This is a genomic window from Nocardia carnea (assembly GCF_029868855.1).
Taxonomy (GTDB): domain Bacteria; phylum Actinomycetota; class Actinomycetes; order Mycobacteriales; family Mycobacteriaceae; genus Nocardia; species Nocardia carnea_A.
The window spans coordinates 1-14,505 of the sequence record NZ_JARWOV010000134.1 but is presented as its reverse complement, the minus strand read 5'-3'; the positions used below and the strand labels follow the sequence as shown (position 1 = coordinate 14,505).

The window sequence follows — 14,505 nt, the reverse complement described above, 5'->3', positions numbered from 1 at the left end:
GTGTCCCCCCGCGGGGTTTTGCCCCCCCCCGCGGGTCGCCCCCCCCGCCCCCGCCTCCCCCCACCCCGGGGGGCGGGGGGGGGGGGCCCCCCCCCCCCGGCCTCGTTCCCTCATCCCTCGCGTGAGAACCGCTCGCGTAGTTCTCGTTTGAGGATTTTCCCGGTCACGTTCTTCGGCAGCGCGTCGACGAATTCGACGCGTCGCGGTACCTGGAAACCAGCGAGGTGCTCCCGGCAGCCGGCGATGATATCGGCGGCCGCTACGGTCACTCCGGCCCGTGGCACCACGACCGCGCAGACCACCTCTCCCCACGTTTCGTCGGGAACACCGACGGCCGCGGCCTCGGCTACCGCGGGATGCCGGTACAGCGCCTGCTCCACAGTGAGCGAGGCGACATTCTCGCCACCGCTGATGATGAGGTCCTTCTTCCGGTCGACGATGTAGACGAAACCCTCGTCGTCCTGCCGGACCAGATCACCGGTGTGGAACCATCCGTCGGTGAAGGCGGCCGCCGTCGCCTGCGGATCGTTCCAGTAGCCGACCGTCACTTGATCGGCGCGCACGACCATCTCGCCGATTTCACCGACCGCGACGTCGGCGAATTCGTCGTCGACGATCCGGATATCGGCCAGCCGCATCGGTTTGCCCGCCGACATCAACAGGTCTGTTTCGCCCGTAGCCGCCCGGCGATGCGCCGCGGCATCCAGATGCAGCACGTTGCCGGCGAGTTCGGTCATCCCCATGCCCTGGTAGAAGTCGCAGCCGAAGCGCTGCAGCCCCTCCCGCAGCACCGCGGCCGGAATCGCCGCCGCACCGTACCCGACCGCCTGCAACGTGGCCAGCGAACCGGTGTCCAGCGCGGGATCCCGGAGCAGGAAGCTGATCATCGTCGGCGCCAAACCGGTCTGGGTGACCTGCCATTCGTCCACCAGCCGGAGGAATGTGGCGTTGTCGTAGGTCCGGAGGAATCCGACCGTGGCGCCCAGGAGATGGTTGACGAGCGTGACATATCCGCCCACATGACAAAGCGGGAAACAGAACAGGAACACCGTGTCCTCGGGCAGTTCCCATTGCAGCGCCGACGAGGTGATCCCGGCGAGCAGGTTGCGATGACTGAGCATCACGCCCTTCGGCATACCGGTCGTCCCGCTGGTGTACACCAGCCAGGCGGTATCGTCGGCGGCCGGTCGTACCGGTGGCACCACGGGCTGGGCGCCACCCACGAATTCCTCCCACGCCGTGGCGGATTCGATCGGTCCTCCGATCGAAATCACGGTGTGTACGGCAGGAATCTCGGCGCGTATCCGCGCCACCAGATCGGCGAATTCCGCGGCGACGATCAGGACCCCGGCTGCCGAGTGCCGCAGCAGCGCCGCCACCTGATCCGGATGGGACCGGAAATTCAGGATGGTCAGCGCCATACCCGCCATCGGTACGCCGTAGTAACAGTCGAAGTACTCCGTGCAGTTGGGGGAGAGTACGGCGACCCTGTCCCCCGGCGCGGCCACCCCGAGCAGGGCGTTGGCGAGCCGACGGCTGCGATCACGCAATTCCCGGTAGCCGATCCGTTGGTCTTCGAACCGCAACGCGATCCGGTCCGGATGTTTGCGAGCGCCGTATTCGACGATGTCACCGACCAGCACGAACTCTGTTCCCTTCCCACCGCAGCATCATGATCGTGCCTGTGCCCGCCCTCATCGGATCGCCAACGGATTGATCGGTGAGCCGATACCACGGGTGAATTGCAGAGGTGGGCCGGCGTAGAAGAAGTCGTAGCGGCCGTCGGCGGCACACGCCTCGGACAGATTCTCGAAGTCGAGCATCTCGGCGAGGGTCAGGCCCATATCCCGGATGAGCACCATATGGAGTTCGAATGCGGACCCTGGATTCTCGCCGGGCATCACCTCGACGGCCCAGTTGTCCGAGCCGACGACTGCCACATCGCGTTCCCTCAGCCAGGTCGCACAGTTCAGGCTCAGTCCCGGTTCGCCGGCCATGAACCCGGCGGCATCGCCGTCGGACAGGAATTTCTTGCGCCAGCCCGTCCGGATCAGCAGAATATCGCCGGCCCCGATCGTGACACCCTGGGCCGCGGCGACGTCGTCGAGTTCCGCGGGCCCGATCGCGGTACCCGCCTCGAGCCAGTCGACGCCGCGCGCCCGTGCGATATCGAGCAGCACACCCCGCCCGGCAATTCCTGCCGACTGGGTGTGGATACCACATTTGCCGGCACCCTTGACGGAAACACCGTCTCCGGGAAAACCGTTGTAGAGCTGGTCGTCGTAGTGCACGTGGGCGAGCGAATCGTATTGCGAACCCGCCTGTAACGGCATGAAGACGTAGTCGTCTGCCCATTTGAAGCCGCCGGGAAGCACCTGTTCCTGACCGTTCTCGGACATCAGCCGGATCGGATTGATACGCAGGCCGCCGGGCTGCGGACCGTCACCGTCGAGCGGAATACCCAGCGGGAAAACCTGCCCCGTCCGGATCAGACCGGCCGCGGCGGCGACCCGCTCCGGCGTGATGAGGTTCGTGGTCCCCCGCTCGTCGTCACTCCCCCAGCGACCCCAGTTGCTCACTTCTCGCCCGAGCGTGCGCATTTCGGGAACTGCAGGCACCGATGCCTCCTGAACTGATAATGACGTGACAGTCATGTCAACTTTCGTGCCAAGTGTGATCGCTGACACGCCCACCTGTCAAGAGCCCGCCGTCGGCCGGAGCTCCGGACATCCCCGACGGCACGCGACGAGCGCCACACAACAAGAGCCGACCACGAATGGACGCTGCACGGATTGCGGGCACCCCACCCCGCGGGGCCAACCGAGAGCGCCATCCCCGGAGTCGGCGACAACGGCTTCGGCATGGCATCGAGCGGCGGACCACCCTTCGCGCTGCGACGCGCACCCCACCCCACCGCCGCCGGACGGTTGCCATCGCAGTGAAAACCACCGGTGGACTGCCACACATCCCCCACTTCCCCGGCCACGTGGCCGATACGCGCCGTTGCAGCCAGTTGACAGTGCCGGTGTTCCCGGTCACACTCCCTAAAGCTGACATGACTGTCACGTCAGCACTGGGAAGTACCGAGGAGGCAGCATGACCGCGTCCATCACCGAGATGTGCGCATCGGTCACGCAGCCCGCGAAGCGGTGATCCTGCCCCGCCTCCGTACCCCTCACCCCTGGGAGCGACCATGAAACGTACTCTCGCCGTGGGCCTGACAGCCCTGTGCGCCACCGCCGCCCTCACCGCGTGCTCGGGTCGCGATACCGCGACGACTTCGGGTGACTGCGACCCCGGTATCACCGGCACCGAGATCAAGTTCGGCACCAGCCTCATGCAGTCCGTGGCCGGTGCGCAGGCCGCCGCGGCGACGGCATTGTTCGACGAGATCAATGCCGCGGGCGGAGTCGCCATGGGCGACGGCAAAACGCGCAAGATCAGCTACACCGCATTGGACGACGGCTACGACCCCGCCCGGACCGTCGGCAATGTGCGGTCGCTGGTCGAACAGGAGCAGGTGTTCGCCATCCAGAATCTGATCGGGACGCCCTCGACCCTCGCAGTCGTCGACTACCTGACGCAGAAGGACGTGCCGCTGGTGTTTCCGATGACCGGCACCGACGAACTGCTCACCAAGCTCGACGAGCGACCCGTGGTCGCCGGCGCGGTGAATCCGCAGACCGGCTGGGAGGTATCGGAGCGGGCCGAACAGATCCTGCGCGACCATCCGCAGGCGAAGATCGCGGTGCTCTACCCGAACGACAGCCTCGGGGCCGGAAGTCTGAGCGCACTGAAGTCCGCGCTCGAGGGCAGCGGAACCCGGATCGTCGCCGAGCAATCGTACGAGCAGACAACGCCATCGGTGGACTCCCAGATCGTCAACCTGGCGAGTTCCGGTGCCGATGTCTTCGTCAATTTCGCCACCGCGAGCTTCGTCACCCAGTCGCTGAAGAAAGCGAACGAACTGAGCTGGAAGCCCGACACCTACATCTACTCGGGTGCCACCGATACCAATTTCGTACTCGCACCGGCCGGTCTCGGAGCCGCCGAGGGAATCCACTCCTTCTATTGGATCTACGACGTCAGTAGCCGCGAACACGATATCCATCCCGGCGTGCAGAATTGGCGGGCCTTCGCCGACCGCAACGCGGGGAAGATCGAAACCACCGATACCATCGCGGCCACCGGTTACAACACCGCGCAGTTGCTCGTCACCGCGCTCGAAGAGATGAAGGGCTGCACCCGCGCCGATCTGCTCGATGCGGTCGGGAACATGCGGGGTGTGACCACGGATCTGTCCATCGACGGCGTCACCTTCGACACCACCCCGGACTACCCGTACGTGATCACCTCGATGGCGCCGATGACGTTCCGGGACGGCAGCTGGCACTACGACGCTGTCGTCACGCGCAGCACACAGGGATGAGCACCGTGCCGGACGTTCGAGCCGCCGGGACAGTACCCGCACTGCGCGTCGAGGAGGTGCGCCTGCGTTTCGGTGGCGTCGTCGCGCTCGACGGGCCCTCGTTCACCATCGAACCCGGCCGTATCGTGGGGCTGATCGGGCCCAACGGCGCGGGCAAAACGACGCTGTTCAACTGCATCAGCCGTCTCTACCAACCGGATTCGGGGCGCATCACTTTCGGTGACACCGACCTGCTGACCCTGCCCGGGGCCGGAATCGCCGACGCCGGAATCGCCCGTACTTTCCAGAACATCGGCCTGTTCCCCACGCTCTCGGTGGTCGACAACGTACTCACCGGGGCGTACTCCCGCACCCGGGCCGGATTCGTCCGCACCGCGCTGGGACTGCCGCCGACGCGGCGGGAGGAGCGCCGGGAACGCGAGCAGGCATGGTCGCTGCTCGACTCGATGAAGCTGGCCCACCTCGGATCGGAACCGGCCGGAAACCTGCCCTACGGCACCCTCAAACGGGTCGAGCTCGCCCGCGCCCTGATGCAGCAACCGGCACTGCTGATGCTCGACGAACCGGCGAACGGGCTCATCCACGAGGAGGTGCTCGAACTCGCCGAGACGGTCCGCGCCCTGCGCGATGAGCGGGGATTCTCGGTACTGCTGGTCGAGCACCACATGGCCATGGTGATGTCGATCTCGGACCGGGTCGTGGTGCTCAACTTCGGCCGGAAGGTCACCGAGGGCGAACCCGCCGAAGTGGCGGCACATCCGGAAGTCGTCGAGGCGTATCTGGGAGGTGCCGCGTGAACCTGCTCAGTGTCCAGGGCCTGCACGCCCGTTACGGCAGTGCGGAAGTGCTGCACGGTATCGACTTCGACGTACCGGCCGGTGAGGTGACGGTGGTCCTCGGCGCGAACGGCGCAGGGAAAACCACCATTCTGCGGTCGATCTGCGCGCTGGTGCACACCACCGGGCGGATCGTGTTCGACGGGCGCGATATCGCCGGACTGCGCACGGATCGGATCGCCCGCCTCGGCGTCGCACACGTACCGCAGGGGCGCGGAACATTCGGCGACCTGACCGTCGAGGAGAACCTGCGGATCGGCGGGTACTCGACCTCCACAGCGGCCGCCGAACGGGCGATCGACCGATGGTACGACTTCTTCCCGCGGCTGCGGGAGCGGCGGCGGCAGCAGGCGGCCGGACTCAGCGGCGGCGAACAGCAGATGCTCGCCATCGCCCGCGCCCTGGTGGCCGGACCGCGATTGCTGCTGCTCGACGAGCCCTCGCTCGGGCTGGCGCCGCGCATCACCCAGGAGGTATTCCGGACGCTCGCCAGGATCAACAAGGACACGGGCACCACGATTCTCGTCGTCGAGCAGAACGCACACCTCGCGCTCGAGATCGGAACGTCGGCGGTACTCGTCGACGCCGGTCGCGTCGTCGCCCAGCGCCCGGCGGAGCAGCTCGCCCACGACGAGTCGGTGCGGCGCGCGTATCTCGGATATTGAGCACAGGAGAAGTGGGTCATGCAGGTATTTCTGCAACAAGTGCTGGACGGGCTGACCTGGGGCGCGCTCTACGCCGCGTTCGCGCTCAGCATCGTCCTGGTCTATCGGGCGTCCGGGATCGTCAACTTCGCCCAGGGTGAGATGGCGATGTTCTCCGCGTTCTTCGCGTGGCAATTCCATCAATGGGGCGCCCCGCTGTATCTCGCGATCATGGGGGCGATGGCGGTGGCATTCCTCGGCGGCGCCGCCGCCGAACGGGTGCTGATCCGGCCACTCGCCGGATCACCGAACCATATGCCGCTGGTCATCATCACGCTCGGGCTGATGCTCGTGCTCAACAGTGCAGCCGGGTGGATCTGGGGCGTGCAGAGCCGGGAGTTCCCGCCGATCGTCTCGGGGCCGGTGATCACGCTGGGCCCGGTGGTGATGTCGCGGCAGTCCGTGGTGATCGTCGCCGCGGTGGTGGTTGTCGCCACACTGCTGTTCGGACTGTTCCAACGGACCCGGGTGGGCTTGGCGATGCGGGCGGCCGCCGGCAACCCGGATTCCGCACAACTTCTCGGAGTGCCGGTGGGCCGGATGTTGATGGTCGGATGGGGACTGGCCGCCGCCATCGGCGCGCTCGCCGCATCGCTGGCGGCCCCACAGCTTTTCCTGCAACCGAATATGCTGGTCGCGTCGCTGATCTATGCCTTCGCCGCCGCGGTACTGGGCGGGCTCGACAGTCCGGTCGGTGCGATCGTCGGCGGGCTGTGCGTGGGAGTGGCCGAGAATCTCGCCGGTACCTATATCTCCTGGATCGGCCACGATTTCAAACAGGCGGTGGCGCTCGTCCTCATCCTCGGCGTGCTGCTGCTGAAACCCGAGGGTCTGTTCGGCGCCCGGAAGGTGGCACGGGTATGAACATCCTCGACAAACTCCGGCAGCCACGCGCCGAACTCGATGCGCCGGTGTGGCTTTCCCGCGCGACGGTGATCCTGGTCGTCCTCGTCGCCGCGGTGGCACCGCTGGTATCGGCGCCGTTCGTGAACTTCGACCGTTCGATGGTGCTGGTCTACATCGTCGTCGGACTCGGGCTGAACCTGTTGACCGGCAACACCGGTCAGATCTCACTGGGCCACGGATTCTTCTTCGCGCTCGGCGCGTACCTGAGCGCTGTACTCGTGGAGAACCACGGTGTGCCGTATCTACTCCTGATCCCGCTGGCATTCGCAGTCTGCTACATCGTGGGCTATCTGTTCGGGTTACCGGCCCTGCGATTGCACGGACTCCAGCTGGCGCTCGCCACCCTGGGGCTCGCGCTGGTGACGCCCGCGGTCATCAAACGGTTCGAACATGTCACGGACGGGCATGCGGGAATCAACATCTTCGCCGCCGAAGCCCCGGGGTTCACCGGACTGGAACGGGATCAGTGGGTCTACTACCTGTGCCTGGCCGTGGCACTCGTCGCGTACCTGGTGGTGCGCAGGCTCGCCACCGGCCGCATCGGGCGCTCACTGCTCGCGATCCGTGACTACGAAGCGGTCGCCACCACACTCGGTGTGCCCACGACCCGGACCAAGACGACGGTCTTCGCCTTCAGCGCCGCGCTCGCCGGCGTCGGCGGAGTGCTCTACAGCTTCGTCGTCCAGTACGTGGGACCGGAGGCGTTCGGGCTGCCGCTGGCGATCGCCTTCATCACCATGATCGTCGTCGGTGGCCTCGGCACGGTACCCGGCGTGGTATTCGGTGCCTTCTTCGTCGTGTATGTCCCGCAGTGGACTGCGGACATCGATCAGTCGGCCGCGGGAATCACCTACGGTGCGGCGTTGATCCTGTTCATCTTCGTCCTTCCCTATGGCGTGATCAGTCTCGTGCGGTGGGGGTTGGGGCCGATGATCGCAGCTGTTCCCGGACGCCGGCGCCACACCCGGACGGCTTCCGATGGTTTCGGCACTGCCGACCCGGTGGCCTCGTCGTCGAACGAACGAGCGGCCGGTGTCGGCTCGGCGGACCAGCGCCGGACCCTGCGCTGAACTCCAGCGATGCCACGCCGGATCGGCACGCTTCTGGTCCCGGGGGTCGATGAGGGACTCCCGGGACCTGCCGCTGCCGGGTTCGCCCGTGGATCAACAAGGCCTTCCGGCCGGCCGTGCCCGTCACTACCGCTCGGCGCCATCTTAGAGGGTGGCGTCGCGTCGTGGCGCTGGATACCAGCGGCCGGCAGTTCTCCCTTGCAGTAGGCAGCTATCGAGCCGCCTCGGACACCTTCGTGATGCGTGCCCATGGACTGGATCACCCAGAGCGAGCCCACCGATCGTCAAGCGGGGATTCCGACGGCGAACGGAGGGCGACTATTTCAGCATGCTCCCGGCATCGACGGTCATGGGAAGCCCTGTTATGTAACGGCTTTCGTCCGACGCCAGGAACAGAACGGCATTGCTCACATCGATCGGTTCGACCCACCCGACGGGAAGCACGTGCATCTGCTGCGCAGCCGGGGCGAGATCGTCGGGGCCGGGGTTCTCCAGGTCCGGACGAAACATCCGCAGCGTGCTGTCGTTCATGAACATCGGGGTATCGACATTGGTCGGGTGCACGGTGTTGACCCGAATGGAATGCCGCCCCAACTCGACTGCGAAACTCCGCATCAAGCCGACCACCCCATGCTTGGCCGCAACATAGTGGCCTATGTTCTGGTGCGCCTTGAGTCCCCCGACCGAGCTGGTCAGGATGATCGAACCCCCGCGCCCGCCGGACAACAGATGGGGTACACCGGCTTTCACTGTTTTCCAGACACCGGACAGGTTGATGCCGATGACGGCGTCCCAGTCGCGCTGACCGGTCTGGTCCAGCGTCGCGCCACCGAGCCCGATCCCCGCATTGGCCACGATGATGTCCAGACGCCCGAGTTGCTCTACACCACTGTCCACGGCAGCCTGTAGTGCGTCGAATTCCCGGACATCGACTTCCGCCGTTACGATGCGGCGGCCGATGCCTTCGACGAGATCGGCAGTCTCGGCCAGATCGTCCGGAGTAGACGGTGGAATGCCGCTGCTACCGCCCACCGGTTCACACACATCGACGGCGATGACGTCGGCACCCTCCTGCGCCAGCCGCACCGCATGACTGCGGCCCTGCCCGCGCGCCGCTCCCGTGATGAAGGCGACTTTGCCCTCGACCCGACCAGTCATGAAGAACCTCGCTCGTCCCGGACCGAGCATGCCGATGCCCGATGTTCCACCGGTCGGCAGTCACCGACCGATTCATGGGTTTCACCCCATTTGCGAGAGTATCATTCTACTTTAAACGAGAGTGCGATTCTCAGAATATGCCTCCACCGATCACAACGAAAGGCCGATGAGCACATGAGTGACCTGGCATCCGCCGACTACTTCTCCGACCCGGTCATAGCGCAGGACCCCTACGAGTACCTGGAACACCTGCGCAGCCGGAACCCGGTATTCCGCGAGCCGCACTACGGAGTCGTGACGGTCACCGGGTACCGGGAGGCCATCGAGGTCTTCCGCAACCAGGACGACTTCTCGGCCGCCGTCTCGGTCAGCGGGCCGTTTCCGCCGCTGCCGTTCCAGCCGGAAGGTGATGATATCGGCGCCCAGATCGAGGCTCACCGGCATCGATTCCGGATCTCCGAGCACATGGTGACCATGGACCCCCCGGATCACACCCGCACCCGGGGGCTACTGAACCGGCTGCTGACACCCAAGAGGCTGAAGGAGAACGAGGAGTTCATGTGGGCCCAGGCCGACCGCCAACTCGACGAATTCCTCGCCGACGGCCGTTGCGAATTTCTGGGCCGGTACGCCAAGCCGTTCGCCACGCTGGTCATCGCCGACCTGTTGGGCGTACCCGATGGTGACCGCGACGACTTCCGAGCCAGGCTGGCCGGTCAGACGACACCGGGCAGTATCGAGGGGTCGATGTACCACGATGCGCCCGGTACCAATCCGCTGGAGTGGCTGGACGACACATTCAGTGCCTACATTACCGATCGGCGCGCGAATCCACGGAGCGATATTCTCGGCGTTCTGGCCTCCACGATGTACCCCGACGGGTCCGAACCGTCGGTGATCGAACTCGTGCGGCCGGCCACGTTCTTGTTCGCGGCCGGACAGGAAACGGTCACCAAGTTGCTCAGCGCGGCGGTACGGGTACTGGGCGAGAAGCCCGAGTACCAGCAGATCCTCCGCAAGGACCGCAGCCTCATCGGCCCGTTCATCGAGGAATCACTGCGCACCGAGAGCCCGACCAAGGTCGACTTCCGGCTCGCGCGTAGGCGCACCACCCTCGGCGACGTCGACATTCCCGCAGGCACCGTGGTCATGCTGTGCCTCACCGCGGCCAACCGTGACCCGCGCAAGTTCGAGGCCCCCGACGAATTCCGGCTCGACCGTCGTAATGCCCGCGAGCACATCGCCTTCGGCCGCGGCATCCACACTTGCGCAGGTGCGCCCCTGGCACGAATCGAGGGGCAGGTCACGCTGAACCGCCTACTCGACCGCGTCACCGATATCGCCATCGACGACACCGCCCACGGCCCCGCGACCGACCGCAACTATTCCTACGAACCCACCTTCCTGCTCCGGGGGCTACGAGAACTCAACATCACCTTCAACTCATAGGCAGACGCTCCCACGACAGAAAGAATGGGTGCACTGTCGGCGGCCTGCCGCACCACGCGTTCACGTGGGCATCCGCGGATGCCGACGATGTTGCCGCACAACTGTGGTCATTCCGGCGGGCCGCATTCGGCGGCCCCTCATCGAAAGGTAACGGGACAGCAATGGAGAATGCGCCCCTGTTTTCCAAAGGCCGAGATCTCGACGCTATGGTAGCCGCGCTGCGACCCTGGCTGGCCGATCGGCTCGGCGTTGCGTCGGTCGACGTCGACCCGCCCGATTACCCTCGCGGCGCGGGCTTTTCGAATGAAACCATCCTGGTCACGGTCCGCGCCGGACAGCGCGTGGACGACCTCGTCGTTCGTATCGCACCGGCGCCGGAACATCAGGTGTTCTTCGAACCGAAGTTCCATATGCAGTACGACGTCCTAATCGCTCTCGCCCGGCATCCGGAAGTGCGAGTGCCGCAGGCATTGTGGTTCGAGGGCGATGCCGCCGTGCTCGGCCGGCCCTTCTACGTCATGCGGCGTATGTACGGTCGCGTACCGGTGAGCATGCCGCCGTACAATTCCTCCGGCTGGCTCGCCGAGGCAACGCCTGCCGAGCGGAGAACACTGTGGGAGAGCGCGATGCGCCAGCTCACCGCAATCCACCGATTACCGATGGAAACCGTGTCGTTCTTCGACCGGCCCGAGCACGGCGCACCCGGTATCGCACAGCACCTTGCGTATTGGACCCGCTACGCCGACTGGGCCTTCGGCAACGAGATACCCGAAATCGTGCGAACGCTGCTCGATTGGCTGAACGAGCATCGGCCGCCGATGTCCCTGCCCGGGGTTTCCTGGGGCGACGCGCGTATCGGCAATATGATGTTCGACAACGATTTCCGCGTGGTCGGGGTGATGGACTGGGAGCAGGCGTCGCTGGCCGGACCCATAGCCGACCTGGCCTGGTGGTTACTTTTCGACGAATCACTGTCGGCCGGCCAGGGTGTGCCCCGGCTCGCCGGGCTCGGCACCCGCGCGGAGACGATCGCACTGTGGCAGGAGCACACCGGCCAGTCGATCGACCACCTGCATTGGCACGAGGTATTCGCGCGGGTGAAGGCCGGCCTGCTGAGCCTGCGCAGCCGGCGCACCATGCAACTGCCGGCCGATTCGGGCGGCGCTCGCCACTTCGGCTATCTGCGTCAGGCGTGTGGACTCGCGGAAATCACAGCCGCACAATAGTTTCGGCGACCACGAAGGACAGCTGTGTCCGCTGACAAGGCGGTGGTATTCCCGCCCGGCCGGCGGCGGACTGGCGTGCGCGCGCCGACCGGGCAACGGGAGACAGCACGGGGATGAACGGGTCGGCCGGGTGTGGCCCCGCCGCAGTACTACCGTCGTCGTAACAGCCCGACGCGAGAGGACACTGTCGTGCCCACACCGAACCATCCTGCCGGTGAGTCCACCGACGACGCCGCGGCCACGCCGTCCTGGGCCGATCGGGCCGCGGAACGCTCCCGCTCGGTGCAGCGGTCGCGGGCCCGCAGCCGGGAGCAGGCCCGATCGATAGTCGCGGCGGCACGGCGACTGTTACAGACCGAAGGGGCCACCCTCACCACGCAGGAGTTGTCCAAGGAAGCAGGTATTGCCCTGCAGACCTTCTACCGGCACTTCTCCGGCAAGGACCAGTTACTGCTGGCCGTGTTCGAGGATGTCGTCAGCGAACGTGCGACCGAGGTCGCCTCTGCCGCACGGGAGCTACCCGATCCGGTGGCGCGGCTGCGCTTCTACCTCTTGGAGATACTGCGTTCACTGCGGGGCGAGGGCGGCGGTCTGGTCGGGTCGCGATTCATCACTGCCGAGCACTGGCGGCTGTATCAACTCTTTCCGGTGGAGATAGCGCAGGCCAACCGGCCTTTTGTCGACCTTGTCGAGCAGGAGTTGCGGGCCGCCTCGGCAGCCGGCCTGCTGCGTCCCGCCGATCCGGCGACCGATGCCTGGCTGGCGCTGCAACTGGTCACAGCCGTATTCCACCATTACGCGTTCGCACCCGCACCCGCCGGTATCGACGCTGTCGCCGAGCAGGTGTGGGCCTTTTGCCTGACCGCTTTCGGCGGTCCACCCCTCGAAAAGTAAGTGGGTGTATCGGCCCAGCGGCTCACGGCTTCCGGAACGGCGACACCGGTCGATGAGGCGCCGCGCAGGACAGCACCCCACCCACCGTGTCCCTCCTACACAGAGGAGTGCGCACCGCCGGTGGCCGGCTTGCGACCGTGCCGCATGAGGACCGCGATGATCAGCGCGATCACGGTGGTCCCGAGGACAACCCAGAAACTCTGGGTATAGCCGCTGTCGGCGAACACCTGCGGTACCACCTGCGTCGACGACTCCCCCGCGACCTCGATATGCGCGACAACCGGATTGTGGTTCAGCAGCGCGGTGGTGATCGCCATGGCTACCCCGCTACCGAGCGCCAGCGTCACTCCGAGCATGCCGGAGCTGATGCCCTGCTGCTCGGGCGGGACGGCCTCCACGACAAGATTGGGCAGGGCCGCCCAGAGAAACCCGAAGGCAACGCCCGCAACCACATACAGAACGAGGTATGTCACCCAACTGTAGTCCGCGACGACAAACCCGATACCGGAGACCGCCAGCAGGGTGAGGGCGATGATCGCCGGGATGCGGGCACCGACCCGCCGCGTCAGCACCCCGGCGAACGGACCGACGATCATGCCGATCAGGCTGGCCCAGATGCCGATATGCAAGGCATACTCCAGCAGGCCGAACCCGTCCCCGTAGCTGTAGCCCGGATCGAAGGTGACCTCGACCGCTGTGGGCGGCAGATCCGTACCGTTCGCCTGCGCACGATCGATGACACCGTCGACCATGCCCTGCCGCAGTCCTTCTTCATTCGGCGACTGAGTCATGTACCCGAGCGCCATCGGCTGAACAGCCGTGATGCCGATGCTGAATACCGCCATCAACAAGACAAGACCCAGCTTCGGGTCGAGCAGCAGTTTCATATCGATGATCGGTCTCCGGACACGTGTCTCGACGATGAAAAACAACATCAGCAAGACCAGGCCCGTTGTCAGCCACGCCAAACCGCTCGGGCTGGCCCAGCCCCAATGCTGACCGTTGTTCAGGTAGAGCAGGGTGAGTACCGCGCCGGCCGCCAGCAGCACCACACCGTAGGGATCGACTCGGTCGGGCACCCGTACCGGAGATTCCGGAACCACTACCAGCAGCAGCGGCGTCAGGACGAGCACGAAGACCGCCATGAACCAGAACAACGCCCGCCAGCCGAAGCTGTCGACGAAGACTCCACCCACCAGCGGACCCACGACACCGGTGAAACCGACACCGGTGCCGATCAGGGCGAGACCGATCGGCACATATTTGCGCGGCAGCAGGTCACGGACCAATCCGAAGGCAATGACCTGGGTGGCGAGCGCGAACGCCGACAGTCCGCGCCCGATCAGGAATACGGTCCAGTTGCTGGTGAGCGCACAGATCACACTGCCGAGCAGGAACATCACCCCGCACACCAGCATGATCTTCTTCTTGCCCCAGATATCGCTGGCCTTGCCCAGCAACGGGTTCGCGGCCACACCCACCAGTCCGAGGATGATCAGCGCCCAGGTGATATTCCCGCCGACGTCGTCGAACGTGGCGGTCATCGGTTGCAGTGCCGCGACCACCATCGTGTACTGCAGCGGACCGACCTCGGTGTACAGGATGATCACGGCCAGGACGGCACCGATGCGTAGCCGGGACGCGCCGTCCAAGCGCCCCGCCGCCGGGCACGCCCCGGCGGCGGCGGACCGGGCGGCATACAGCGCCGACGAGGATGTGCCCGTGTGCTGGATCGCCCTGCGGTTCGGCCGCCTTTTCAACGGCTACGCGGATATCCTCCGTATCCAGAACGGCACCCTGCTCACCCCCGATATGGGCGGAAGTGCGCTGACA

General features: G+C 65.8%; 13 protein-coding genes. 9 read left to right on the top strand and 4 right to left on the bottom strand.

All coding sequences use genetic code 11. From position 1 onward, the window contains the following. Window positions 1-110: 110 nt before the first annotated feature. Entirely contained in the window at window positions 111-1,643 is a 1,533-nt protein-coding gene (locus QH195_RS12905) for a long-chain-fatty-acid--CoA ligase (protein ID WP_280435550.1), read from the bottom strand. 51 nt (window positions 1,644-1,694) lie between these two features. Beyond that, a complete protein-coding gene (locus QH195_RS12900; protein ID WP_280435552.1) occupies window positions 1,695-2,600 on the bottom strand; it encodes a cyclase family protein in 906 nt (301 codons plus the stop codon). A gap of 593 nt (window positions 2,601-3,193) precedes the next feature. Here QH195_RS12900 and QH195_RS12895 point away from each other — a divergent pair. From QH195_RS12895 to QH195_RS12875, 5 genes are read left to right on the top strand one after another with little or no spacing between them, the layout of a single operon-like run. Next, complete coding sequence (locus QH195_RS12895) at window positions 3,194-4,429, top strand: ABC transporter substrate-binding protein (protein ID WP_280435549.1); 1,236 nt, start codon at window positions 3,194-3,196, stop codon at window positions 4,427-4,429. Next, a complete protein-coding gene (locus QH195_RS12890; protein ID WP_280435548.1) occupies window positions 4,426-5,226 on the top strand; it encodes an ABC transporter ATP-binding protein in 801 nt (266 codons plus the stop codon). The genes QH195_RS12895 and QH195_RS12890 overlap by 4 nt, the downstream gene beginning before the upstream one ends. Then, the gene (locus QH195_RS12885; protein ID WP_280435547.1) at window positions 5,223-5,930 is read left to right on the top strand and encodes an ABC transporter ATP-binding protein; all 708 of its coding nucleotides are present in this window, start codon (window positions 5,223-5,225) and stop codon (window positions 5,928-5,930) included. The genes QH195_RS12890 and QH195_RS12885 overlap by 4 nt, the downstream gene beginning before the upstream one ends. 18 nt (window positions 5,931-5,948) lie before the next feature. Next, window positions 5,949-6,833 (top strand): branched-chain amino acid ABC transporter permease, encoded by an 885-nt coding sequence (locus tag QH195_RS12880; RefSeq protein ID WP_280425902.1) that lies wholly within the window; start codon window positions 5,949-5,951, stop codon window positions 6,831-6,833. After that, window positions 6,830-7,945 (top strand): branched-chain amino acid ABC transporter permease, encoded by a 1,116-nt coding sequence (locus QH195_RS12875; protein WP_280435546.1) that lies wholly within the window; start codon window positions 6,830-6,832, stop codon window positions 7,943-7,945. The genes QH195_RS12880 and QH195_RS12875 overlap by 4 nt, the downstream gene beginning before the upstream one ends. Before the next feature lie 318 nt (window positions 7,946-8,263). Here the strand turns inward: QH195_RS12875 and QH195_RS12870 are convergent, their stop codons facing one another. Next, window positions 8,264-9,103 carry a mycofactocin-coupled SDR family oxidoreductase gene (locus tag QH195_RS12870; RefSeq protein ID WP_280435551.1) on the bottom strand — a complete coding sequence of 280 codons (840 nt, stop codon included), beginning with the start codon at window positions 9,101-9,103 and terminating at the stop codon, window positions 8,264-8,266. 174 nt (window positions 9,104-9,277) lie between these two features. On the opposite strand from QH195_RS12870, the gene QH195_RS12865 reads away from it, so the two are divergent. The 3 genes from QH195_RS12865 (at window position 9,278) to QH195_RS12855 (ending at window position 12,672) form a co-directional block, all read left to right on the top strand. Further along, window positions 9,278-10,552, top strand: a complete 1,275-nt coding sequence (locus QH195_RS12865) for a cytochrome P450 (protein ID WP_280435545.1) — start codon at window positions 9,278-9,280, stop codon at window positions 10,550-10,552. Window positions 10,553-10,713: 161 nt separating this feature from the next. Continuing rightward, window positions 10,714-11,778, top strand: a complete 1,065-nt coding sequence (locus QH195_RS12860; RefSeq protein WP_280435544.1) for a phosphotransferase family protein — start codon at window positions 10,714-10,716, stop codon at window positions 11,776-11,778. 189 nt (window positions 11,779-11,967) lie between these two features. Further along, window positions 11,968-12,672 carry a TetR/AcrR family transcriptional regulator gene (locus QH195_RS12855; RefSeq protein ID WP_280435543.1) on the top strand — a complete coding sequence of 235 codons (705 nt, stop codon included), beginning with the start codon at window positions 11,968-11,970 and terminating at the stop codon, window positions 12,670-12,672. A 95-nt stretch (window positions 12,673-12,767) separates the two neighbouring features. On the opposite strand, the gene QH195_RS12850 is transcribed toward QH195_RS12855, so the two are convergent. Next, the gene (locus QH195_RS12850) at window positions 12,768-14,282 is read right to left on the bottom strand and encodes an MFS transporter (RefSeq protein ID WP_280435542.1); all 1,515 of its coding nucleotides are present in this window, start codon (window positions 14,280-14,282) and stop codon (window positions 12,768-12,770) included. A gap of 16 nt (window positions 14,283-14,298) precedes the next feature. On the opposite strand from QH195_RS12850, the gene QH195_RS12845 reads away from it, so the two are divergent. Then, window positions 14,299-14,505 (top strand): hypothetical protein (locus QH195_RS12845; RefSeq protein WP_280435541.1); only part of this gene is annotated, 207 nt, incomplete at its 3' end.